This is a genomic window from Billgrantia antri (assembly GCF_017868935.1).
GTDB lineage: Bacteria > Pseudomonadota > Gammaproteobacteria > Pseudomonadales > Halomonadaceae > Halomonas > Halomonas antri.
Window position 1 is genome coordinate 873,940 of record NZ_CP053383.1, and the last position, 22,232, is coordinate 896,171.

The 22,232-nt window shown below is 64.9% G+C and carries 19 protein-coding genes; 17 read left to right on the top strand and 2 right to left on the bottom strand.

What is annotated here, in order from left to right; translation table 11 throughout:
* Nucleotides 1-5 precede the first annotated feature (5 nt).
* The 12 genes from HNO53_RS04180 (at nucleotide 6) to HNO53_RS04235 (ending at nucleotide 13,381) form a co-directional block, all read left to right on the top strand.
* Nucleotides 6-977, top strand: coding sequence for a lipoprotein, NlpB (locus tag HNO53_RS04180; RefSeq protein ID WP_242597538.1), 972 nt, complete (start codon nucleotides 6-8; stop codon nucleotides 975-977).
* Nucleotides 977-1,783, top strand: a complete 807-nt coding sequence (locus HNO53_RS04185; RefSeq protein ID WP_209476508.1) for an MBL fold metallo-hydrolase — start codon at nucleotides 977-979, stop codon at nucleotides 1,781-1,783. Before HNO53_RS04180 ends, HNO53_RS04185 begins: the two co-directional genes overlap by 1 nt.
* A 43-nt stretch (nucleotides 1,784-1,826) precedes the next feature.
* The gene (gene purC, locus HNO53_RS04190; RefSeq protein WP_209476510.1) at nucleotides 1,827-2,540 is read left to right on the top strand and encodes a phosphoribosylaminoimidazolesuccinocarboxamide synthase; all 714 of its coding nucleotides are present in this window, start codon (nucleotides 1,827-1,829) and stop codon (nucleotides 2,538-2,540) included.
* Between the two features lie 239 nt (nucleotides 2,541-2,779).
* Nucleotides 2,780-5,770 (top strand): xanthine dehydrogenase family protein molybdopterin-binding subunit, encoded by a 2,991-nt coding sequence (locus HNO53_RS04195; RefSeq protein WP_209476512.1) that lies wholly within the window; start codon nucleotides 2,780-2,782, stop codon nucleotides 5,768-5,770.
* A complete protein-coding gene (locus HNO53_RS04200) occupies nucleotides 5,767-6,612 on the top strand; it encodes an FAD binding domain-containing protein (protein ID WP_209476514.1) in 846 nt (281 codons plus the stop codon). Before HNO53_RS04195 ends, HNO53_RS04200 begins: the two co-directional genes overlap by 4 nt.
* Complete coding sequence (locus HNO53_RS04205; protein ID WP_209476516.1) at nucleotides 6,596-7,123, top strand: (2Fe-2S)-binding protein; 528 nt, start codon at nucleotides 6,596-6,598, stop codon at nucleotides 7,121-7,123. Before HNO53_RS04200 ends, HNO53_RS04205 begins: the two co-directional genes overlap by 17 nt.
* On the top strand, nucleotides 7,116-8,645 hold the full coding sequence (locus tag HNO53_RS04210) for an AMP-binding protein (protein ID WP_209476518.1): 1,530 nt from the start codon (nucleotides 7,116-7,118) through the stop codon (nucleotides 8,643-8,645). The genes HNO53_RS04205 and HNO53_RS04210 overlap by 8 nt, the downstream gene beginning before the upstream one ends.
* Before the next feature lie 29 nt (nucleotides 8,646-8,674).
* Nucleotides 8,675-9,478 carry an enoyl-CoA hydratase/isomerase family protein gene (locus HNO53_RS04215; protein WP_209476519.1) on the top strand — a complete coding sequence of 268 codons (804 nt, stop codon included), beginning with the start codon at nucleotides 8,675-8,677 and terminating at the stop codon, nucleotides 9,476-9,478.
* A 43-nt stretch (nucleotides 9,479-9,521) separates the two neighbouring features.
* Nucleotides 9,522-10,799 (top strand): benzoate/H(+) symporter BenE family transporter, encoded by a 1,278-nt coding sequence (locus tag HNO53_RS04220; protein ID WP_209476520.1) that lies wholly within the window; start codon nucleotides 9,522-9,524, stop codon nucleotides 10,797-10,799.
* 39 nt (nucleotides 10,800-10,838) lie between these two features.
* A complete protein-coding gene (locus tag HNO53_RS04225; RefSeq protein WP_209476521.1) occupies nucleotides 10,839-11,813 on the top strand; it encodes an XdhC family protein in 975 nt (324 codons plus the stop codon).
* Nucleotides 11,803-12,399, top strand: a complete 597-nt coding sequence (locus HNO53_RS04230) for a nucleotidyltransferase family protein (protein WP_209476522.1) — start codon at nucleotides 11,803-11,805, stop codon at nucleotides 12,397-12,399. Before HNO53_RS04225 ends, HNO53_RS04230 begins: the two co-directional genes overlap by 11 nt.
* A gap of 106 nt (nucleotides 12,400-12,505) precedes the next feature.
* The gene (locus HNO53_RS04235; RefSeq protein WP_209476523.1) at nucleotides 12,506-13,381 is read left to right on the top strand and encodes a helix-turn-helix transcriptional regulator; all 876 of its coding nucleotides are present in this window, start codon (nucleotides 12,506-12,508) and stop codon (nucleotides 13,379-13,381) included.
* Nucleotides 13,382-13,395: 14 nt separating this feature from the next.
* On the opposite strand, the gene tsaA is transcribed toward HNO53_RS04235, so the two are convergent.
* Nucleotides 13,396-14,130 (bottom strand): tRNA (N6-threonylcarbamoyladenosine(37)-N6)-methyltransferase TrmO, encoded by a 735-nt coding sequence (gene tsaA / locus HNO53_RS04240; RefSeq protein ID WP_242597539.1) that lies wholly within the window; start codon nucleotides 14,128-14,130, stop codon nucleotides 13,396-13,398.
* 83 nt (nucleotides 14,131-14,213) lie between these two features.
* Here tsaA and HNO53_RS04245 point away from each other — a divergent pair, with 83 nt between their 5' ends.
* Entirely contained in the window at nucleotides 14,214-14,750 is a 537-nt protein-coding gene (locus tag HNO53_RS04245; protein ID WP_209476524.1) for a GNAT family N-acetyltransferase, read from the top strand.
* On the opposite strand, the gene nadC is transcribed toward HNO53_RS04245, so the two are convergent.
* Complete coding sequence (nadC, locus tag HNO53_RS04250; protein ID WP_209478512.1) at nucleotides 14,747-15,601, bottom strand: carboxylating nicotinate-nucleotide diphosphorylase; 855 nt, start codon at nucleotides 15,599-15,601, stop codon at nucleotides 14,747-14,749. The two genes, HNO53_RS04245 and nadC, sit on opposite strands and share 4 nt — an antisense overlap.
* A 77-nt stretch (nucleotides 15,602-15,678) precedes the next feature.
* On the opposite strand from nadC, the gene ampD reads away from it, so the two are divergent.
* The 4 genes from ampD to adk all read left to right on the top strand — a co-directional run bounded on the left by ampD (nucleotide 15,679) and on the right by adk (nucleotide 22,207).
* On the top strand, nucleotides 15,679-16,239 hold the full coding sequence (ampD, locus tag HNO53_RS04255) for a 1,6-anhydro-N-acetylmuramyl-L-alanine amidase AmpD (RefSeq protein ID WP_209476526.1): 561 nt from the start codon (nucleotides 15,679-15,681) through the stop codon (nucleotides 16,237-16,239).
* 333 nt (nucleotides 16,240-16,572) lie between these two features.
* Complete coding sequence (gene aceE, locus HNO53_RS04260; RefSeq protein WP_209476527.1) at nucleotides 16,573-19,245, top strand: pyruvate dehydrogenase (acetyl-transferring), homodimeric type; 2,673 nt, start codon at nucleotides 16,573-16,575, stop codon at nucleotides 19,243-19,245.
* Nucleotides 19,246-19,306: 61 nt separating this feature from the next.
* Nucleotides 19,307-21,310 carry a pyruvate dehydrogenase complex dihydrolipoyllysine-residue acetyltransferase gene (gene aceF / locus HNO53_RS04265; RefSeq protein WP_209476529.1) on the top strand — a complete coding sequence of 668 codons (2,004 nt, stop codon included), beginning with the start codon at nucleotides 19,307-19,309 and terminating at the stop codon, nucleotides 21,308-21,310.
* A gap of 240 nt (nucleotides 21,311-21,550) precedes the next feature.
* Nucleotides 21,551-22,207, top strand: coding sequence for an adenylate kinase (adk, locus tag HNO53_RS04270; protein ID WP_209476531.1), 657 nt, complete (start codon nucleotides 21,551-21,553; stop codon nucleotides 22,205-22,207).
* Nucleotides 22,208-22,232: the final 25 nt, after the last annotated feature.

Genomic DNA, 22,232 nt, shown 5'->3' on the forward strand with positions numbered 1-22,232 from the left:
AATGCATGAACTCTGCGCTGAAATGGATGCCGCTGGTGGCTGTCGCTGCCCTGGCCACCGCTGGCTGTGCCCGAGAAGGCTTCTATGACGATCGCAACATCGATTACGTGGAGGCCCAGCGCAGTGCGCCCCTGGTCCTGCCGCAAGGACGCAACGAGCAGCGCTATCGCGATGCCATGCCGGTGCCGGAAGCCAGTGGCTCGCTGAACAGGCGTGATGACGGTTTCGAAGCGCCGAGCCCCAAGCGCCTGGTGTCCGGTGGTGCCGTGGAGCGGGACTTCGTCGAGCGGCGCGAGGTCGGCAACGACCGTTGGCTGGTGATCGGCGCCGATCCGGGCATGGTGTGGCCGCAGCTGCAGGATTTCGCCCGCGCTCGCGGCCTGCAGGTGCAATCCAGCGATGATACCCGCGGCGTGCTGCAAACGGCCCAGGGCCGGCTGAGCGTGCGCCAGGGGCTGCGTGCCGGCGACAGCGAGGTTCGCTGCGACCAGAACGGACGCCCGGTAGCGGCCTGTCTCGATGCGCTGGAGCAGCACTTCAGCGCGCGTAGCGCCACCGCCAGTGCCGCCTCGCTGGCGGGTCAGCAGATTGCCAGCGAGGACCGCCTGCGCTTCGAGCAGCTCGCCAGCGGCGAGTGGGTCGTGCGCATTCCGCTCGCCATCGATCGTGTCTGGGCCGAGCTGAGCCATCAGCTTGAAGCCGACTTCAGCGTGGAGAACCGGCGCGTACTGCTCGAGCAGAACCCCGAGCAGCATGATTTCCTGGTCAGCTACATGACCGCTTCCGAGCGTGATCGCGGCATGCTGCAGATCATCCTCAGTCCCGACGTACGCCAGATGCCTCAGGAGATCCGCCTGGTGCTCGAGTCCGATGGCCCCGAACGCACTACGCTGCGTGCCGTCAACGAGAGCGAGCGGCGCTTCACCGAAGGAGACGCCCGCGAGCTGCTCGAGCGGGTGTCGGGCATGTTGCGCTAATGCCGCAGGGGGCGGCCAACGAGCTGCTGCCGACCGTGGGCAAGCTTCGCTTCGCCTCGCTCGGCAGCGGCAGCAAGGGCAATGCCACCTTGGTCAGCGACGGCGAGACCACGGTGCTGGTCGACTGCGGCTTCGGCTTGCGGGAGGCCGAGCGGCGACTGGCGCGTGTCGGCCTGCATCCGCGTCAGCTCGATGCCGTGCTGGTCACTCACGAGCATGGCGATCATCTGCGCGGGGTGGGGCCCCTGGCACGTCGTCATGCGGTGCCGGTCTACATTACGCCGGGCACCTGGCTCTCCGGGCGTCTGGGCGAGGTGCCGCAGCGATACTGGATCACACCGCAGCTGCGCTTCGCGGTGAAGAGCCTCACGATCGACCCGTTCACCGTACCCCACGACGCCCGTGAGCCGGTCCAGTTCCGCTTCGAGTCGCATGGTCGGCACCTCGGCGTGCTGACCGACCTGGGCCATCCCACCGACCACGTGGTCGAGGCCTTCCGCGGCTGCGATGCCCTCATCCTCGAGTGCAACCACGACCGACACATGCTCGAGGTCGGGCCCTACCCACCGCGGCTCAAGCGCCGCGTCGGCGGCAACTGGGGGCATCTGGCCAACGTCCAGGCCGCGGCGCTGCTACGGCACCTGGGGCTCGATCGGCTGCAGCGTATCGTCTGCTCCCATCTCTCGGAACACAACAACCGCCCCGAGCTCGCCCTCGAGGCCTTGACGCCGCTGCTCGACGGCGATGCGTCTCGCCTGACGGTTGCCGCCCAGGACAGCGGGCTGCATTGGCAGGCGATCCACTGAACGGCCATCCTAATCGTCACGCGTCATCTTTCTGGAGACTCCCATGGAAAAGCGCCAAGAACTCTACGCCGGCAAGGCCAAATCGGTGTATGCCACCGACGATCCCGATCTGCTCGTCCTGCATTTTCGTGACGACACCAGCGCCTTCGATGGCGAGCGCATGGAGTCGCTGGCGCGCAAGGGCATGGTCAACAATCGCTTCAATGCCTTCATCATGGAGAAACTGGCCGCGGCCGGCGTTCCCACCCACTTCGAGAAGTGTCTCTCCGATACCGAGAGTCTGGTCAAGAAGCTCGACATGATTCCGGTGGAATGCGTGGTGCGCAACATCGCCGCCGGTGGCCTGGTCAAGCGTCTCGGCGTCGAGGAGGGGCGTGAACTCACCCCGCCCACCTTCGAGCTGTTTCTCAAGAACGACGCCCTGCACGATCCAATGATCAACGAGTCGCTGGCCGAGACCTTCGGCTGGGCCACGCCGGGGCAGCTCGCCGAGATGAAGGCGCTGACCTTCAAGGTCAACGAGGTGCTCAAGCAGCTGTTCGCCGATGGCGGGTTGCTGCTGGTCGACTACAAGCTGGAGTTCGGCCTGTTCAAGGGCGAGATCGTGCTTGGCGATGAGTTCTCGCCGGACGGCTGCCGCCTGTGGGACGCCGAGACGCGCAACAAGATGGACAAGGACCGCTTCCGCCAGGGGCTGGGCGGAGTGATCGAGGCCTACGAAGAAGTGGGGCGGCGTATCGGTATCGATTTCGACTGAGCGTTATAACGAGCTTCATATTCTTCCAGAAGGCGGCCCAAGGGCCGCCTTCTTACGTTCTGATGGCGTCTGTTGAGCCGTTGCAAGCTTCTTATCCTTTAGTCGCAAATCGGACTCACGAGCAAAACACCCGATACTCGGGCCAAACTCCATTCCGCCGCGCAGGGTCGGTCTCCCCTTGATTCCATAGACTCCCCCAGATGGCAAGCCATTTCCCCATGGCTATCGCGGAGGAGTATATGAACAAGTTCGAGTCAGTGCGGCAGACAGGGCAGGGGAAGCAGATAGGCCGCCGGCAGCCGCGCGTCGAGGATGATGCCCTGCTGCAGGGGCGTGGTCGCTATGCCGACGACTTGGCGGTGGCGCCAGGCACCCTGCATGCCGCCGTTCTGCGTTCACCCCATGCCCATGCCCGGCTGGTCGACCTTGACGCCTCGCCGGCGCTGGCCATGCCCGGCGTGCACGCCGTCCTGACCGGCGAGGATATCCAGCGCTGGGCGCGGCCGTTTCCGGTCGGCGTGCGCCAGCCCATGGAGCACTGGTGCCTGGCGGTGGACAAGGTGCGCTATGTCGGCGAGCCGGTTGCCGTGGTGATGGCCGAGAGTCGTTATCTTGCCGAGGATGCCCTGGAGGCCATCCGCGTCGAGTACGAGATCTTGCCCGTCGCGGTGGATACCGAAACGGCCATCGCTGAAGAGGCTCCACTGCTCCATGAGGCAGTGGGGAGCAACGTCGTCAGCGAGCGCCACTTCCGCTATGGCGATCCCGAGCGGGCCTTTGCCGAGGCTGAGCATCGTGTCTCGCTCAAGGTGCGAGTGCCGCGCAGCTCCTGCACGCCGATGGAGTGCTACGTGGTCCTCGCCGAGTATGACCCGGCCAGTGCCAGCTATGACGTACTCTCCAACTTTCAGGGCCCCTACGCACTGCACTCGGTGATGGCACGTGCACTCAATGTGCCCGGCAACCGTCTTCGCCTGCGTACCCCACCGGACGCCGGTGGCAGCTTCGGCATCAAACAGGGGGTCTTTCCCTATGTGGTGATGATGGGCCTGGCCGCGCGCAAGGCCGGGGCGCCGGTCAAGTGGGTGGAGGATCGTCTCGAGCATCTCCAGGGGGCGTCCTCGGCCACCAATCGCGTCACCGAGATCGAGGCGGCGGTGACCGGCGATGGCCGGGTCACCGCGATGCGTTGGGACCAGGTCGATGACTGTGGCGCTTACCTGCGGGCACCTGAGCCGGCGACTTTCTACCGCATGCACGGCAACCTGACAGGTGCCTACGCCATCGAACATCTCCAGGTGCGAAACCGGGTGGCGCTGACCAACAAGACGCCCACCGGCCTCAACCGTGGCTTCGGCGGCCCCCAGATTTACTTCGCCCTCGAGCGGCTGATGCAGCGCATCGCCGTGGAGCTCGAGCTGGACCCTCTCGAGGTGATCCGCCGTAACCTGGTGCCGTCCGGGAGCTTCCCCTACCGTGCCGCGGCCGGGGCGTTGCTCGACTCAGGTGACTATCCCGCCTCTGTAGAGCAAGGCGTTCGTGACGGTGGACTGGACGAGCTGTTGGCGCGACGCGAGAACGCACGCCGTGAAGGGCGGCTCTATGGCATCGGCTACACCGTGGCGGTGGAGCCGTCGATCTCCAACATGGGCTACATCACCACCGCCATGACGCCCGAGGAGCGCCGCAAGGCCGGCCCCAAGAACGGTGCGGTGAGCACCGCGACGATCAGCGTAGGACCGCTGGGTGACATCAGCGCTCATGTCTCCTCGACACCCCAGGGGCAGGGGCACCGCACCGTGGTCGCCCAGGTGATCGCCGAAGTGCTCGGGGTGTCACTGGAGTCGATCAGCGTCAATGTCGAGCTCGATACCGGCAAGGATGCCTGGTCGATCGCCTCGGGCAACTACTCCAGTCGGTTCTCAGGTGCCGTGGCTGGGGCCGTCTATCAGGCGGCAGTGAAGGTGCGCGATCGCCTGGCCGGCATCGCCGCCGCCCAGTGGCAGGTGGAGGCCGCACGCATCCGTTTCGCCGAGGGGCAGGTGAGGGTGGAGGGTGGCGAGCTCACGATGCCCTTTGGCCGCCTGGCCGGCGCCACCCACTGGGCGCCTGGCACCCTACCCGACTGGGAGCCGGGCGGGCTGCGCGAGACGGCCTTCTGGTCGCCGCCCCAGCTCGAGGCACCGGACGACGATGACCGCATCAACAGCTCGCTCTGCTACGGCTTCATCTTCGACTACTGCGGCGTGGAGATCGACCGCATCACCGGCAGGGTGACACTCGATCGCTACGTCACCCTGCATGATGCGGGGCGCCTGCTCAATCCCGACCTGGTCGATGGCCAAGTCCGCGGGGCCTTCGCCCAGGGGCTTGGGGCGGCGCTGATGGAGGAGTTTGCCTACGGCGACGATGGCAGCTTTCAGTCCGGCACCTTCGCCGACTACCTGGTGCCTACCAGTGTCGAGGTGCCCGAACCGCTGATCCTGCACAGGGAGACGCCGTCGCCGTTTACCCCGTTGGGTGCCAAGGGCGTCGGTGAAGGGAACAACATGAGCACCCCGGTGTGCATCGCCAATGCCGTGGCCGACGCGTTGGGCATCGCGGATATCGAGCTGCCGCTGACGCCGTCCAAGGTACGCGCCTTGATCGGCATCGAGGAGCCTCCGTGTCCCCAGGGTGTGGGCGAGGATCAGGCCGCTCCCGCAGCCGGTGGTGGCTCGCGGCTCACCGCCAGCGACTCGGTCACGTTGCCGGGCAGCCCCCGGGTGGTCTTCGATACCCTGCTCGACCCCGAGACCCTGCAGGCCATCATTCCTGGCTGTCATGCCCTGGAACTTACCGGGGAGAATGCCTATCGCGCCGATGTCACCGTCGGCGTGGGAATGATCCGCGCGCGCTTCGATGCGCGGGTGGCACTCTCCGACCTCGACCCTCCCCACAGCCTGCGACTCTCCGGGTCTGGTACCAGCGCCATGGGCTCGGCGGACGGCAGTGCACGCATTCGCCTGACCGAGATCGAGGACGGATATACCCGCCTCGACTATGACTACGACGCCTCCTTGGGCGGCAAGGTCGCCTCGGTGGGCGGGCGCATGCTGCAAAGCGCCTCGAGGATGATCATCGGCCAGATTTTCAGTCGTCTGTCACAGCGGATGGGCGGCACCGCGCCACGGCTGTCGCTGTGGCAGCGCCTCAAGACCCTTTTCGGCCGCTTGGGAGGTCGTTCATGAAGCCTGCAGCTTTCGATTATCTACGCCCGTCGAACCGTCGCGAGGCATGCGAGCGACTGCATGAGGCGGGTGATGACGCCCGGCTGATCGCAGGGGGGCAGTCGCTGATGGCGGTGCTCAATATGCGTCTGGCCCAGCCCAAGCAACTGATCGATATCGCCGGTATCGAGGATCTGCATTTCATCGAGCGCCGTGACGATCACCTGGCGGTGGGCGCCGGGGTGACCCAGGCTGAACTGCTCGAGTATCCCGGTCTCGCCGAAGCGGTCCCGTTGCTGGCCCAGGCGATGCCGTGGATCGGCCATTGGCAGACCCGTAACCGTGGCACCGTATGCGGTTCCATCGCACATGCCGACCCCAGTGCGGAGTTGCCGTTGTGCCTGGTGACCCTGGAAGGGCAGGTGGTGCTCGAGAACCGCCGCGGCAAGTCGCGCGGGGTCATGGCGGGGGACTTCTTCCAGGGCGTATTGACCACCGATCGCCGTCAGGACGAGCTGATCACCGAGGTGCGTTTTCCCTTGGCGCGGCCAGGTTTGGAGTACCGCTTCCAGGAAGTGTCCATGCGACATGGCGATTTTGCCATCGTCGCGCTGGCGGGGGTGATCGACGGGGCGCGAGTCACCCTTGGCGTGGGCGGCGTCGCCGACCGTCCAGTATGTCGTGTATTCGACCGCTACGAGGACCCGAGCGAGACCCTCAACGCCTTTGCCTGGTCATTGGGTGCCGAGGACGACGCCCATGCCACGGCGGCCTATCGCCGCCAATTGATCCGTGAGCTCGGCCGGGAGTTGATCGCCGGTGGGCCAAGTGACGAGGAGATCGCCCATGCACGCCAAGGCTGACCAGCGCATCCGCGTGACCCTGACCCTCAATGGCCGCGAGCGCAGCGGCTATGCCGAGCCCCGTACCCAACTGTGCGACTTCCTGCGTCATGAGCTGGGCGCCACTGGCACCCACGTGGGGTGCGAGCACGGCGTGTGCGGAGCTTGCACGGTGCGCGTCGACGGTCGCGCCAGCCGCAGTTGCCTGATGCTCGCGGTACAGGCCGAGGGTCGGCGGCTCGATACCGTCGAGTCGCTGGCAGGAGAGGAGGGCCTTTCCGATCTGCAACAGGCCTTCCGGCGTCATCACGCCCTGCAGTGCGGCTTCTGTACCGCGGGGATACTGATGTCCTGCGAGGAGTTCCTGAGCCGTGTGGCCGACCCCAGCGAGGCCCAGGTGCGCGACATGCTGACCGGCCATCTATGCCGTTGCACTGGCTATACCGGCATGGTCCAGGCGGTACTCGAAGTGGCTCGGTCGCGCCGCGTGGCGACCGGGCCCGACAGTCAACAGGAGAACAACGATGTTTGACCTTGGTCGTAGTTTTATCGCGTCGGTGGAGCGTCGCCCCGGGGCGATCGCCATTTCCGATGGCGAGCTTCGCAAGACCTATGCCGAGTGGTTCGAGGATATCCAGAGTGTCGCCAGAAGCCTCGAGGCGCGGGGCCTGACCAAGGGGGACCGCCTGCTGGTGGTGATGCAGAACCGCTGGCAGATGGCGACCCTGCACTGGGCCTGCCAATTCGCCGGCATCGTGGTCACCCCCCTCAACTGGCGGTCTACGGCTCGGGATCTGCGTTACTGCATCGAGGATGCCGAGGTCAAGGCGCTCGCCTATGACGCATCGGCGGCCGAAGCGGTGAACGGCTGTGCCGAGGCGCAGCAGCTGTTGCGTATCACTGCTGGTGAAGTCGAAGACACGACGGCGCATGACTTCGACGATCTGCTTGGTGTAGCGGGCGAGTTGGTGCTGCGTGCCGGTGCCGAGGATGTCTCGCTCATGCTCTACACCTCGGGCACCAGCGGCAAGCCCAAGGGCGTACCCCGGCTGCACCGCGCCGAGCGCGCCGCGGCGCTGGCCCATGTGGCCCAGAATCTCTACCGCCACGACGAGTGCACCCTGGGGGTAATGCCGCTTTATCACACCATGGGCGTGCGCTCGCTGCTGTCGATGGCGCTGGTCGATGGCCACTTCGTCTGTGTGCCGAAGTTCGACCCCGCGGCGACGCTGGATTCCATCGAGCGTGAAGGCGTGACCAACCTCTATCTTGTGCCGACCCTCTATCACATGCTCATCGAGCATCCCCAGTTCTCTTCGTCTCGGGTGGCCAGCGTCGACAAGCTCGGTTTCGCCGGCGCGCCGATGAGTGCGGGACTGATGGCACGTGTCCAGGAGGCGTTCAGGCCCAGCCTGTTCGTCAACCACTACGGCAGCTCCGAGATATATACCTTCACCATCGACCAGCGGGCCAGTGACAAGCCGGGCTCGTCGGGCCGGCCTGCGCTCAACCAACGCATCCGGGTCGTCCGGGTGGGGGCCGAGTCGCCGGACGAGATCCTGGGCGTGGGGGAGGAGGGCGAAATCATCGCCGACATGAACGGTGATGAGGCCTTCCAGGGCTACTGGCACCGCCCCGATGCCAACCAAAAATCGCTCAAGGAGGGCTGGTACTTCACCAGCGACACGGGCTACTTCGATGCCGATGGCGACCTGTTCGTCACCGGCCGGGTCGATGACCTGATCATCACAGGCGGCGAGAACGTCAGCCCGGTGGAGATCGAGAATGTGCTCTCGGTGCACCCCCAGGTGGAAGAAGTCGTGGTGGTGGGGCTGGTCGACGAGCAGTGGGGCGAAGTGGTCACTGCCTTCGTCAAGGTCAGGCAGACCATCAAAGAGCAGGAGCTTGACCGGCACTGCGTGAACTCAGGCCTAGCCCGCTTCAAGCGCCCGCGGCGCTACGTCTTCGTCGACGAGATTCCCAAGTCCCCAGTGGGCAAGATCCTGCGCCGTGTGCTGCGTGATCACGATGCTCCCACTCCACAAACACACTGATCAACCGATACAGGACAAGGAACCAAGACATGACTACCAATGACGTGAGCACCTATCTGGCAAGTAACTTCGATGGTTTCAGTGTTCGGATCGACGCAGAGGCCGAGCGCGCCGACATCATCCTGGCGCGTCCACCGCTCAACGTGATCTCGATGCCCCAGCGCGACGAGCTGCGCCGTGTGTTCGAGGCACTGGATGCCCATGACAGCGTGCGTGTCATCGTGCTGCGCGCCGAGGGCGAACACTTCTCCAGCGGTGGCGACATCAAGGGATTCCTCGAGGCGTCGCCGGAACATGTCTCGAAACTCGCCGACAACGTAGCCGCCCCGGCGCGTTGCTCCAAGCCGGTGATTGCCGCCAATCGCGGTTACACCTTCGGCGTCGGTTTCGAGCTGTCGCTGGCCTGCGATTTTCGCATCGCTTCGGAGACGACCCTCTATGCCCTGCCGGAGCAGAAACTGGGACAGATCCCTGGGTCCGGTGGCTCGGCCCGCCTGCAGAAGATCATCGGCATCGCCCGTACCAAGCACATGGTGATGCGCGCCAAACGCATTAGCGGTCACCAAGCGCTGGAATGGGGTATCGCCACCGAATGCGTCCCCGACGAACAACTGGAAAGTGCCACCCAGGCCCTGGTGGATGAACTGCGCGGCTTCTCGCCGCTTGCCCAGCGCACCGCCAAGCGCCTGATCAACGACAACGAGGATGCGCCGCTTTCGGTGGCGATCGAGATGGAAGGCCACTGCTACAGCCGGCTGCGCACATCCAGCGACTTCCGCGAGGGTGTCGAGGCCTTCCATGGCAAGCGCAAGGCCGTGTTCATCGGTGAGTGATCGGCGTCAGCATGGCACAACAACAACCTCTTGGAGACATAGCATGCACACACACGACAACAGTGGGTCCAGCCCTGCTTCCGCTGCAGCCGTGGACACCAAACGTCCACTGCTCAGGGATCTGACCCGGGTCTTCACCGCCAAGTCGATCAGTGCCGGCATCGTCGCCGCACTGTTCGGTTGCTCGGGGCCGGCCCTGATCGTGATCAGCGCTGCCGATGCCGGCAACCTGAGCAACGGCCAGACGGTGGCCTGGCTGTTCGCCATCTACTTCCTGGGTGGCCTGATCAGCCTGATCATGGCCTTGCGTTATCGTCAGCCGATCACCGGTGCCTACTCGATTCCCGGGGCGGCGATCATGATCACCGCCCTGGCGACGATTCCCTTCAACGAGGCGGTCGGAGCCTTCATCATGAGTGGGGCGATCGTGCTAGCGCTAGGGGTTAGCGGAGTCGTCGGGCGCATCATGCGCTGGCTGCCAATGCCCATCGTCATGGCGATGATCGCCGGCGCCTTGATCCGCTTCGGCATCGGTGCGGTGAACTCGGTGGGTGCGGCCCCCTGGATCGCCGGCACGGCGGTGGTGGCCTTCTTCCTCAGCTCGCGCTTCATCAAGGCGGTGCCACCGGTGCTGGTGGCGGCGGTGGTCGGCGTCGGTGTCGCCCTGGCGATGGGCGCCGTGCAACCCGCCGAAGTGGATATCGCCTTCGTCGCGCCGCAGTTCACCGCACCGAGCTTTACCCTGGGGGCCTTCCTGGCCATCTCCGTGCCGTTGGCGGCACTGGTGATCGGGGCCGAGAATGCCCAGGCCACCGGGGTGCTGCTGGCCGAGGAGTACCGTCCCCCGGTCAATGCCATGACCATCATCAGCGGCCTCGGCGGCATGCTCGCCGGCCTCTTCGGCGGCCACAACGCCAACATCGCCGGGCCGATGACCGCCATCTGCTCCTCCGAGCAGGCCGGCGACGACAAGAGCACCCGCTATGGTGCCACCCTGGTGAACGGCGTGCTGTTCTGTGCCTTCGGGCTCTTTGCCGGTGCGGCCGTGCCCTTCATCCTAGCGTTGCCCAGCGCCCTGATCGGCAGCGTGGCCGGCCTTGCGATGATCGGCGTGCTTTTGGCGGCCTTCCAGCATGCCTTCTCCCGGCATCGCGGCTATCAGATCGGTGCCTTCGTGGCGCTGGTGGTGGCGATGAGCAACATCAGCCTACTGGGGATCAGCGCCCCCTTCTGGGCACTGGTGTGCGGTATCGCGGTCTCCCTGCTGTTGGGCGAGAAGACGCTCGATCCCGACACCGAGACGACTCAGGTGGCCGATTGAACGCGGCTGCATCATCGGTGGCCATGAGAGGGCGGAGCGATGCGTGACCTCGATCATCAGGTGATCACCCAGGCACTGGCCTGGGTCCGCGAGGGCCACCCCATCTGGCTGTGCACCGTGCTGGCGACCTACGGCTCGGCGCCACGTGGTCCCGGTGCCATGCTGGTGGCGCGTCGCGACGGTCGGTATGTCGGCTCGCTGTCCGGTGGCTGTGTCGAGGAGGCCTTCCTCGCGGAGCTCATCGCCGGCGATTTTTGCCGGGTGGTGTCCCTGCGTCGCTATGGCGAAAGTCGCGAGGAGAGCCGACGCCTCGCCCTGCCCTGTGGTGGGGTACTCGAGGTGCTGATCGAGCACCGTGTCCCCGACGCCGCCTGGCTGGCGCACCTCGAGGCGTTGCACCAGGCCCTGCAGGGGCAGCGCCGGCTGAAGCGTCGGGTCGATCTCGAGTCCGGCACCGTGCGGGCCGATAATGAGGAGGAGCCTGGAGGGCCGAGCGTGGCACGGCACCCCGGGGCGGTCGACATCCGTATCGGGCCCGTGTTGCGCCTGCTGCTGGCCGGCATCTCGCCGGTGGCCGAGGCCTGTGCCGGCTTCGCCAAGATGTTGGGTCATGAGGTCATCGTCTGCGACCCCCGCTCGGAGGCACGCGAGGGGGTCCACGTCGAGGGCGTGACGATTGTACCGCAATTGCCTTCGGCCTACATCGCGGCGGGGGGATGCCATGCCGCGACGGCCGTGGTGGCCCTGACCCATGATCCTCGCATCGACGATCTGGCGATGATCGAGGCGGTGCGTACCGAGGCCTTCTACATCGGCGTGATGGGGTCACAGCGGACCTCGGATGCCCGTGCCACACGGCTGATGCGCTCGGGAGGGCTGTCCCAGGCAGAGATCGAGCGGATCCATATGCCGATCGGCCTCGACATCGGCAGCAAGACCCCGGCCGAGATCGCCTTGGCCGTGGTAGCGGATATCGTGCGGGTCTACCACGGAAGAGCGCGAGATGCCCTCTGACGACGTCATCGCCTTGGTACTGGCGGCAGGCCGGGCGCGTCGTTTCGGCAGCGACAAGCGCCTGGCGCACCTGCCAAAGCGCGGGCCGCTGCTGGGGGCCACGTTGGCTACCCTTCGCCCGCACTTTGCCGATATTCGAGTGGTGCTGGGCATCGATGACGATCCCATACAACTGGGCATTGCCAGGGAAATCGGCACTATCGTTGCTGAGATGGCAGAGCTGGGCATGGGGGAAAGTCTTGCCGCCGGTATCCGCGTGCTCAGGAACGAGAGTCAGGCTGCGGCAGTGGCAGTGGTGCTGGGCGATATGCCTTGGTTGAGCGAGAATACTTTCGCTCTATTGTGCTCAAGGGCTAGTGATAGGGCGATCGTGCGGCCCTGCTACCGGGGGCAAGGGGGGCACCCGGTGTTGTTCGGGCGACGTTTCTGGGGATCGCTCGAGCAGTTGACCGGCGACGAGGGAGCTCGCAGCGTGGTGCGGCGACATCGGGCTGACTGCATCGAGATCGCGGTTCAGGACCCGGGCGTCATGCAGGATGTGGACCGTCCATGGGATCTCGACTGGGCAAGGCGTAATGGCCGCTGAGGGGCCTGCCATGCGACTTTGGTCTGGCTACAGCCGTCGCACGAGGAAGAGATGGTACGCTGACTGGTTACTAGGATGCATTTAACCTTCCACTGACGAGGACGTCATGTCGAGTGCCCACCGCATCTTGCATGGCGAGTTTGGTCGCGTTGCCCTGCTGGACATGGATGAGTCGCTGGTGCCCCACGCGCATTCCGAATGCCATGTGCTGCTCAAGGTCTACGGGGAGGATACCTACTTTTCCGTGCGTGATCACCGCTTGCCGCTGACCGACAAGACGGCGGTGCTCATCAATGCCTGGGAGCCGCATTTCTACGATCACCAGAGCGGTGCCGCTGATACTCTGATCCTGGCTCTCTACATCGAACCGAGCTGGCTGGCGGCCTTGCAGCGCGGCTTGGCGCTCAGCGGCCGGCCCGACTTCTTCTCCAGCCCCTGCATCGAACTCACCCCCCATATGCGGCATCATGCCGACTTGCTGATCGATGCCATGTTCTCCTTCGGGCTGGTGCCCCAGAATACTCTGGAAGAGCTGCTGTTTAATTTGCTTATCGGGATCACCGAGAAACATTCCGAACTGCGCCACCTTGCCAGGCTACGAGTGGGTGTTGCCAGTGATTTCTACGATGGCCGAATTCGCCAGGCGAGCCAGTTCATTCTCGACCATCCCCAGGGGGAGCTGGACATGGAAGGCATCGCCCGCCAGTGCGGTCTTTCCCGGGCGCATTTCTTTACCCTGTTCAAGCAGAACACCGGCATGACACCGCAGATGTTTGCCAATATCGGCAAGATGCAGATGGCGTTCCGCTGCCTCTCAGACAATCGCTTTGGCACCCTGGGTAACTTGTCGGAATCCTTGGGATTCTCTGAACAGGGGCACTTCACCCGCTTCTTTCGCCGCCATATCGGGGCCTCGCCGAGTCAATACCGAAAGGTTATCGACAATTATCATTCCAAGAGCATGAGCGATAGCGGCATGTAAATGACCGTAAAATGCTAATTCTCACTGACGATTTGGGTCACGTGCATTCTCGGCCTGCCCGCTAGTGCTGGGTTTTCTACTTGGAAGCGCACGTCGACGTCGCGCAGGCGCACACCGTAGATTCGCTCCTCTATGCCCTGACGGTAGGCCGGGCGAGGGTCCTGGGCGAGTACCTGGCGGATCAGTTCACGCAGCGAGTCACCGTCGTCCCGTTCGTCCAGCGCCGCCTCGGCCTCGGCGCTGAAGTGCACCTCCAACTGCGGTGGCGCCTCGGGGGCGTAGCCGGCCCGTGCCTCGGGCCGCGCCTCGACCCAGGGCAGGTAGGGCTTGATGTCGAGCACCGGGGTACCGCTGACCAGGTCGCAGCCGCCCAGCACCAGGCGTACCCCCCGGCGGGTGTCGACCTCGAGGAGTTCCACCAGCGACAGTCCCAGGCGGTTGGGGCGGTGGGTGCTGCGGCTGGCGAAGACTCCGACCTTGGCGTTGCCGCCGAGGCGCGGCGGACGCACCAGCGGCGTCCAGCGCTCGGGGCTGTGGTGAAAGACGAAGGTCAGCCACAGGTGGCTGAAGGCCTCGAGGCCGCGCACCGCCAAGGGGTCGTCGTAAGGAGAGGCGAGAATCAGCTCGGCATGGGCAGCCGACGCCAGGCCGGGCTGGCGGGGTATGCCGAACTTATCGGGAAAGTCGCTCTCGATGTAGCCGATGGGCTGCATCGGGTAGCCGGCGGCGGGACAGGATGGTGCGTTCATGGGGAGGCATTATGCCCGCCATTGGCGTCGGCGGCGAGCTTGTGTAACCTGCATGCCGAGTCCAATCACGCAGGGCAGGGAAGATGGAAACGATGACGACGAACGACGCGCCTTCCCCGACGAGCGGCTCACCGCGGATCCTCTACCGCCAGGCCAGGGCCCGTGACGGTGCCGATCAGGCCGAGGTCTTCCATCATGCCGTGATGCAGGGTGCGGCCGCTCACTACAGCGTGGCGGAGCGTGAGGCGTGGGCGGCGACCATGCCGCGTGAGGGCAGCGTATGGGCCGCGCGTCAGGCCCTCTACACGACGTTGATGGCCACCTGTGACGGGCGCTGTGTCGGCTTCCTCGAGCTGGACGTTCCCAAGGGACATGTGCAGACACTCTATGTATGGCCTTCACTGGCGCGACGCGGCATCGGCTCGACCCTGCTGGTACATGCCGAGCGCATGTTGCTCGAGCACGGTCATGGTCGTGCCACCGTCGATGCCAGCCGCATGCTGGCCGAGAGCCTGCTGTGCCGTGGCTGGCAGGATCTCGGCACGGAATGGGTAACGCGCGGCGACGTTCGGCTCGAGCGAAGGCGCCTGGAGAAGCGCCTCGCGGCTATCGAAACCTAGCGCTTTTCCAATGCCGTGATACGCATCGACAGGTCGATCGCCTTGACGTCCTTGGTCAGGGCGCCGCTGGAAATGCAATCGACGCCGGTCTCGGCGATCTGGCGCAGGGTGGTTTCATCGACGTTGCCTGAAGCCTCCAGCGTTGCGCGCCCCGCGGTGCGCTTCACCGCCTCGCGCATGTCCTCCAGGCTGAAGTTGTCCAGCATGACGATATCTGCGCCGGCCGCCAGCGCCTGATCGAGTTCGTCGAAGCTCTCCACTTCCACCTCCACCGGCAGGTCGCGGGCGATGCTGCGCGCCTCCTTCACGGCGGCGGCGATGCTGCCGCAGGCGGCGATGTGGTTCTCCTTGATCAGGAAGGCATCAAAGAGCCCGATACGGTGGTTGTGCCCGCCGCCGCAGGTAACCGCGTACTTCTGCGCCAGGCGCAGGCCGGGCAGGGTCTTGCGCGTATCGAGCAGGCGCACCCCGGTGCCATCGAGTAGATCGACGTAGTGGCGCGTGCGAGTGGCTGTGGCGGAGAGCGTCTGCAGCAGATTGAGGGCGGCGCGCTCGCCGGTCAGCAGCCGGCGGGCTGGGCCTTCGACTTCCAGGAAGCATTGCCCTGCCTCCAGACGATCGCCGTCGGCGGCATTCCAGCGCAGTGTGATGCTCGGATCGAGGCGACGGTAGATCTCCTCGACCCAGGCCATGCCGCACAGGACTGCCGGCTCGCGGGTGATGACTCGCGCGGTGGCCCACTGCGCTTCGGGGATCAGCTGCGCGGTGATGTCACCGGGGCCGACATCCTCGGCCAGCAGGTGGGCGGCGGCTTCGCGGATCGCTTCGGCAAGGGCGTCCTGATAATGCATGGCGGGCCTTTTCATGTTCATGGAGCATCGGGACCGTCATTATAGGGAATCCAGCACCAGCACGTCAGGGGAACGAGATGAGAATCGAGGAAGGATGGCTGGCCGAGGTACGGCGTGTGCCGTCGCCCAACCAGGACGCGCGTCCGGCGGGGGAGGTATCGGCGGTAGTGCTGCATTCGATCAGCCTGCCGCCCGGCCAGTTCGGCGGCGAATACATCGAGCGGCTGTTCACCAACACGCTGGACGCCTCGGCGCACCCTTATTTTTCCGGCATCACCCAGCTGAGGGTGTCCGCTCATGTGCTGATTCGACGCGACGGCGAGTGCGTGCAGTTCGTGTCTTTCGACCGGCGTGCCTGGCACGCCGGTCGTTCCTGCTGGATCGATCGGGGACGGGTGCGGCGGGCGCTGAACGATTTCACCGTGGGCATCGAACTGGAGGGTGACGAGGTTCATGCCTATCGCGAGGCTCAGTATCGGGCGCTTGCTGCGGTCATGAAGGCGCTCAAGGTGAACTACCCTGACATGAACTTCGCGCGTATCACCAGCCATGCGCGAGTCGCTCCACTGCGCAAGAGCGATCCCGGCGCGGCCTTCGACTGGGCCTATTTTCGTCAGTGTCTCAAGACGTTGGGATGATCGATGCGAAGTGGGGCAAGGTGGGGTGGAAGTAATCATACGGTAGTTTTATTACAACCGAGATATTTTCGGCTGAAACTATCGGGAGGGCGCGTAACAGCTTGTGTTGCAATGCACTATTCAGAATGTGGAAAAAAATTCCATTCCCCCGAGATTGGCAGGAAGGCCACTTTACGGTATGTTCTACGCCATTCGTTGCATACGCTTCTGTAAAATGACTACAACAGCCGCGTCGCGGCCTGACATTCCCCTGATGGTCAGTAGCAACACTTGCTTCGGCGTCCAAGCACGCAGGGGCGACCTGACATCACATTGTCACTCGGAGAGACGTCTATGAGTCTGGAGGCAAGAGAAGATTTCGATCCGGTCGAAACCACGGAATGGCTGGATTCCCTGGAATCGGTCCTGGATCGTGAGGGCGAGGAACGCGCCCGGTACCTGCTGACGCGCCTGGCCGACCGGCTGCGCCGCGACGGCATGCAGGCACCCTTCTCGGTGACGACGCCGCATCGCAACACCATCCCGGTGCATCGTGAGGCACCGATGCCGGGTGACCTGTTCATGGAACGGCGTATCCGCTCGCTGATTCGCTACAACGCCATCGCCCAGGTGATTCGCAACAACCGCGCCAATCCCGGGCTCGGCGGCCACATCGCCAGCTTCATGTCAGCCGCCACGCTCTACGACGTCGGCTTCAACCATTTCTTCCGCGCGCCCAACGGTGACTTCGAGGGCGATCTGGTCTACATCCAGGGGCACGTGGCCCCGGGCGTGTATGCCCGCGCCTATCTCGAAGGACGCCTGACCGAGGCGCAGATGGACAAGTATCGCCAGGAAGTCGACGGCGACGGCCTCTCCTCCTACCCGCACCCCTGGCTGATGCCGGACTTCTGGCAGTTCCCCACCGTCTCCATGGGCCTGGGGCCGATCCAGGCGATCTACCAGGCTCACGTGATGAAGTACCTCGACTCGCGCGAGCTGAGGAACATGCACGATCGCAAGATCTGGTGCTTCATGGGCGACGGCGAGTGCGACGAGCCGGAGTCGCTGGGTGCCATCCACCTGGCCAGCCGCGAGAAGCTCGACAACCTGATCTTCGTCATCAACTGCAACCTGCAGCGCCTGGACGGCCCGGTACGCGGCAACGGCCGTATCATGGACGAGCTCGAGGGCGTCTTCCGCGGCGCCGGCTGGAACGTGCTCAAGGTGGTCTGGGGCCGGCTGTGGGATCCGCTGTTCGAGAAGGACAAGAAGGGCATCCTGCAGAAGCGCATGGACGAGGCGGTCGACGGCGAGTACCAGAACTACAAGGCCATCGACGGTGGCTACACCCGTGAGCATTTCTTCGGCAAGTACCCCGAAACCGCCGAGATGGTCAAGGACATGTCCGACGAGGACATCTGGCGCCTGAACCGCGGCGGCCACGACCCGTTCAAGGTCTACGCGGCCTACCACGAGGCGGTGAACAACGCCAACGGCCGCCCCACCGTGATCCTGGCGCATACCGTCAAGGGCTACGGCATGGGCAGCGGCGAGGGTGAGGCGTCCATGGAAGCCCACCAGGTCAAGACCATGGAATACGAGGCGCTGCGCAAGTTCCGCGATCGCTTCGGCATTCCGCTGACCGACGAGCAGCTCAAGGAAGTGCCGTACTACAAGCCGGACGACGACTCGCCCGAGCTCAAGTACATGCACCTGCAGCGCGAGCGCCTGGGCGGCTACCTGCCTCAGCGGCGCAGCGATTTCCAGGCGTTGACGATCCCCACTCTCGAGGACAAGACCTTCGCCACCCAGCTGGCCGGTTCCAAGGGGCGTGAGATCTCCACCACCATGGCCTTCGTGCGTATCCTCAATGGCCTGGTGAAGGACAAGAAGATCGGTCAGCAGGTAGTGCCGATCGTGCCCGACGAGGCGCGTACCTTCGGCATGGAGGGCATGTTCCGCCAGCTCGGTATCTATACCTCCGAAGGCCAGAAGTACGAGCCCGTCGACAAGGGCCAGATCATGTTCTACCGCGAGGACAAGAAGGGTCAGATCCTCGAGGAGGGCATCACCGAGGCCGGCGCCATGTCGGCGTGGATCGCCGCGGCGACGTCCTACAGCAACCACAACCTGCCGCTGCTGCCGTTCTACATCTACTACTCGATGTTCGGCTTCCAGCGCATCGGCGACCTGGCCTGGGCCGCCGGCGACCTGCAGGCGCGGGGCTTCCTGGTCGGCGGCACCGCCGGGCGCACCACGCTCAACGGCGAGGGCCTGCAGCACCAGGATGGCCACAGCCACCTGCAGGCGGCGATGATCCCCAACTGCCGCAGCTACGACCCCACCTACGCCCATGAGGTCTCGGTGATCGTCCAGGACGGTCTGAAGCGCATGTTCGCCGACAAGGAGAACTGCTTCTACTACCTGACGGTGATGAACGAGAACTACGAGCATCCCGAGCTCGAGAACGTACCGGCCGAAGACATCATCAAGGGCATGTACCTGCTGCGCGAGCACCAGGGCGACAAGGGGCACGTGCAGCTGCTCGGCTCCGGCACCATCCTGCGTGAGGTGGAAGCCGCCGCGCAGATGCTCGCCGAGGAGTGGGGCGTGGGCGCCGACGTATGGAGCGTGACCAGCTTCAACGAGCTGCGGCGCGAGGCCCTGCTGCTCGAGCGTGAGGCGTTCGTCAACGCCGCCGAGGAGACGGTCAAGCCGCACGTCACCCGCTGCCTGGAAGGGCGCAAGGGGCCGGCCATCGCCTCCACCGATTACATGCGTCTGTTCGCCGACCAGGTCCGCGCCTGGGTACCGACCGACTACCATGTACTGGGAACCGACGGCTACGGCCGCTCCGACACCCGCGAGAAGCTGCGCCACTTCTTCGAGGTCGATCGCTACTTCGTCACCGTGGCGTCGCTCAAGGCGCTGGCCGACCGCGGCGAGCTGGATCGCAAGGTCGTCGCCGAGGCGATCAAGAAGTATGGCATCGATCCCAACAAGCCCAACCCGCTGACCAGCTGATCCGGTGGCCAGGCGGGCCTGGGCCCGCCTGTTCCAGGCACGATTTGGAAGGAGCGCGACCTTGAGTAGCGAAATCATCAAAGTTCCAGACATCGGCGGCAGCGAAGATGTCGAGATCATCGAAATCGCCGTATCCGAAGGCGATGTCATCGAGCCCGAGGACACGCTGATCACGCTGGAGTCCGACAAGGCCAGCATGGACGTACCCTCGCCCAAGGGCGGCAAGGTGGTCCGTGTACTGGTGAAGGAGGGCGACACCGTCTCCGAGGGCGACGACATCGTCGAGCTCGAGGTGGAGGGCGGCGGTAGCGATGACGCCGCAGGCCAAGAGAAAGCCGAGGCCAAGCAAGAAGAGGCGCCCAAGGAGTCCCAGTCCGCCGAAGAGAAGCCGGCGGCCAAGAAAGCCTCCGGCGGCGGCAAGCGTACTGTCGAGGTCAAGGTGCCCGACCTGGGCGGCTCGGAAGACGTCGAGGTGATCGAAGTGACGGTCTCCGAAGGCGACGAGGTCAACGAGGAAGACCCGCTGATCACGCTGGAGTCCGACAAGGCCTCCATGGACGTGCCGAGCCCCTATAGCGGCAAGCTGGTGTCCCTCACCGTCAAGGAGGGCGACACCGTCTCCGAGGGCGACGTGATCGGTACCATGGAAATCGCCGGCGAAGGCGGCGATGAGGCCGAGCCGGAAGCCGTCGAGAGCACTGACGAGCCCGCCGAACAGGCCGAGGCGCCGGCCGAGGAAGAGGCGACGAGCGGCGAACCCGAGCGCAAGGAGATCCGCGTGCCCGACCTCTCCGGCTCGAGCGACGTGCCGGTCATCGAGATCGCCGTCAGCGCCGGCGACGAGGTCGACGAGGAAGACCCGCTGATCACGCTGGAGTCCGACAAGGCCTCCATGGACGTGCCGAGCCCCTACAAGGGCAAGCTGATCGAACTCACCGTCAAGGAGGGCGACACCGTCTCCGAGGGCGACCTGATCGGCTATATCGAAGTGGCAGGCAGCAAGCCGGCGCCGAAGAAGGCCGACAAGCCGGCCGAGCAAAAAGCCGCGGCGTCATCCTCGGCCAAGGCCGACAAGCCTTCTCCGACCCCGGCCGGCACGCCGAGCCCCGAGGCGCAGATGGCGGCTCACAAGCCGCGCGACGGCAAGCTGGTTCACGCCGGCCCCGCGGTGCGCATGCTGGCCCGTGAGCTGGGCGTCGACCTGGGGCTGGTCAAGCCCAGCGGTCCCAAGGAACGCGTGCTCAAGGAGGACGTCCACGCCTACGTCAAGCAGGTGATGGCAGGCCAGGCCAAGGCGCCTGCTGCCGCGCCGGCGGCAAGTGGCGGTGCGGGCATCCCGCCGGTGCCGGACCAGGACTTCAGCCAGTTCGGCGAGATCGAAGAGAAGCCGATGGGGCGCCTGCTCAAGATGGGCGCCACCAACCTGCATCGCAGCTGGCTCAACGTGCCCCACGTCACCCAGTTCGACGAGGCCGACATCACAGAGCTGGAGGCCTTCCGCAAGTCGATGAAGGCCGAGGCCGAGGCCCAGGGCGCCAAGCTCACGCCGCTGCCGTTCCTGATCAAGGCGTGCGCCTTCGCCCTGCGCAAGTTCCCGCAGTTCAACGTCAGCCTGAAGAGCGACGGCGAGACCCTGGTATGGAAGAAGTACGTCCATATCGGCGTTGCCGTGGACACGCCGGACGGTCTGATGGTGCCGGTGATCCGCGACGCCGACAAGAAGTCGCTGATCGACCTGGCCAAGGAGAGCGTGGAACTGGCCGGCAAGGCACAGTCGAAGAAGCTCAAGCGCGAAGAGATGACCGGAGGCTGCTTCACCATCTCGAGCCTGGGCTCCATCGGCGGTACCGCCTTCACGCCGATCGTCAACGCCCCGGAAGTTGCCATCCTCGGCGTCTCCAAGGCGCAGATGAAGCCGGTGTGGAACGGTGCCGACTTCGAGCCGCGGCTGATGATGCCGCTGTCGCTCTCCTACGACCACCGGGCCGTCAATGGCGCCGATGCCGCGCGCTTCACCGCCTTCCTGGCGGCGGCGCTGAGCGATATCCGGCGCATGTTGCTGTGATGTGCTAGTCGGAAGCAGTGCCGACGGCGTCCTGCGGGGCGCCGTCGGTTTTTGTGCACACCACTTTAGGCAAGGAAGACCAAAGTGCTACCCGACCTTAATTGACTGAAAAAGCAGCAGCTTTAGGCGGATAGGCGAGGCTTTTCGGTAGCTTGCGGTTGTCTGATCTCGTCGCCGCGGTTATCGTTCATGACATTCCGTTTACTCACAAGAATTCCCACTCTCTCAAGGAGCAGCTAGATGCGTTTGATCCTGTTGGGCGCGCCGGGTGCCGGCAAGGGTACCCAGGCCCAGTTCATCTGCGAGCGCTACAAGATTCCGCAGATCTCCACCGGCGACATGCTGCGTGCTGCCGTCAAGGAGGGCAGCGAGCTGGGCCTGAAGGTCAAGGAGATCATGACCAGCGGAGGCCTGGTGTCCGACGATCTGATCATTTCTCTGGTCAAGGAGCGCATCGCCCAGCCCGACTGCGAAAATGGCTTCCTGTTCGACGGGTTCCCGCGCACCATTCCCCAGGCCGATGCCATGAAGGATGCGGGGGTCAAGATCGACCATGTGCTCGAGATCGCCGTGGCGGATGAAGAGATCGTCAAGCGTCTGGCGGGGCGCCGGGTGCACCCGAGCTCCGGCCGGGTCTACCACGTCGAGTACAATCCGCCCAGGGAGGAAGGCAAGGACGACGTTACCGGCGAGCCGCTGATCCAGCGCGACGACGACCGTGAGTCCACCGTACGCAATCGCCTGGGGGTGTACCACGAGCAGACGGCTCCGCTGGTGGACTACTACCAGCAGTGGGCCGCGGAGGCTCCGGACGTGGCGCCCGCCTACCACCGCGTCGAAGGGGTCGGCAGCGTCGACGAGATCACGCGCAAGGTGATCCAAGCGCTCGAAGGCTGATCCGGGGTACCGACCAGTCCTGATG

What these genes read in the sequence shown, in the direction of transcription:
- HNO53_RS04180 (WP_242597538.1), top strand. Translation starts at nt 6, where the DNA reads ATGAACTCTGCGCTGAAATGGATGCCGCTGGTGGCTGTCGCTGCCCTG.
- HNO53_RS04185 (WP_209476508.1), top strand. Translation starts at nt 977, where the DNA reads ATGCCGCAGGGGGCGGCCAACGAGCTGCTGCCGACCGTGGGCAAGCTT.
- purC (WP_209476510.1), top strand. Translation starts at nt 1,827, where the DNA reads ATGGAAAAGCGCCAAGAACTCTACGCCGGCAAGGCCAAATCGGTGTAT.
- HNO53_RS04195 (WP_209476512.1), top strand. Translation starts at nt 2,780, where the DNA reads ATGAACAAGTTCGAGTCAGTGCGGCAGACAGGGCAGGGGAAGCAGATA.
- HNO53_RS04200 (WP_209476514.1), top strand. Translation starts at nt 5,767, where the DNA reads ATGAAGCCTGCAGCTTTCGATTATCTACGCCCGTCGAACCGTCGCGAG.
- HNO53_RS04205 (WP_209476516.1), top strand. Translation starts at nt 6,596, where the DNA reads ATGCACGCCAAGGCTGACCAGCGCATCCGCGTGACCCTGACCCTCAAT.
- HNO53_RS04210 (WP_209476518.1), top strand. Translation starts at nt 7,116, where the DNA reads ATGTTTGACCTTGGTCGTAGTTTTATCGCGTCGGTGGAGCGTCGCCCC.
- HNO53_RS04215 (WP_209476519.1), top strand. Translation starts at nt 8,675, where the DNA reads ATGACTACCAATGACGTGAGCACCTATCTGGCAAGTAACTTCGATGGT.
- HNO53_RS04220 (WP_209476520.1), top strand. Translation starts at nt 9,522, where the DNA reads ATGCACACACACGACAACAGTGGGTCCAGCCCTGCTTCCGCTGCAGCC.
- HNO53_RS04225 (WP_209476521.1), top strand. Translation starts at nt 10,839, where the DNA reads ATGCGTGACCTCGATCATCAGGTGATCACCCAGGCACTGGCCTGGGTC.
- HNO53_RS04230 (WP_209476522.1), top strand. Translation starts at nt 11,803, where the DNA reads ATGCCCTCTGACGACGTCATCGCCTTGGTACTGGCGGCAGGCCGGGCG.
- HNO53_RS04235 (WP_209476523.1), top strand. Translation starts at nt 12,506, where the DNA reads ATGTCGAGTGCCCACCGCATCTTGCATGGCGAGTTTGGTCGCGTTGCC.
- tsaA (WP_242597539.1), bottom strand. Translation starts at nt 14,130, where the DNA reads ATGAACGCACCATCCTGTCCCGCCGCCGGCTACCCGATGCAGCCCATC.
- HNO53_RS04245 (WP_209476524.1), top strand. Translation starts at nt 14,214, where the DNA reads ATGGAAACGATGACGACGAACGACGCGCCTTCCCCGACGAGCGGCTCA.
- nadC (WP_209478512.1), bottom strand. Translation starts at nt 15,601, where the DNA reads ATGCATTATCAGGACGCCCTTGCCGAAGCGATCCGCGAAGCCGCCGCC.
- ampD (WP_209476526.1), top strand. Translation starts at nt 15,679, where the DNA reads ATGAGAATCGAGGAAGGATGGCTGGCCGAGGTACGGCGTGTGCCGTCG.
- aceE (WP_209476527.1), top strand. Translation starts at nt 16,573, where the DNA reads ATGAGTCTGGAGGCAAGAGAAGATTTCGATCCGGTCGAAACCACGGAA.
- adk (WP_209476531.1), top strand. Translation starts at nt 21,551, where the DNA reads ATGCGTTTGATCCTGTTGGGCGCGCCGGGTGCCGGCAAGGGTACCCAG.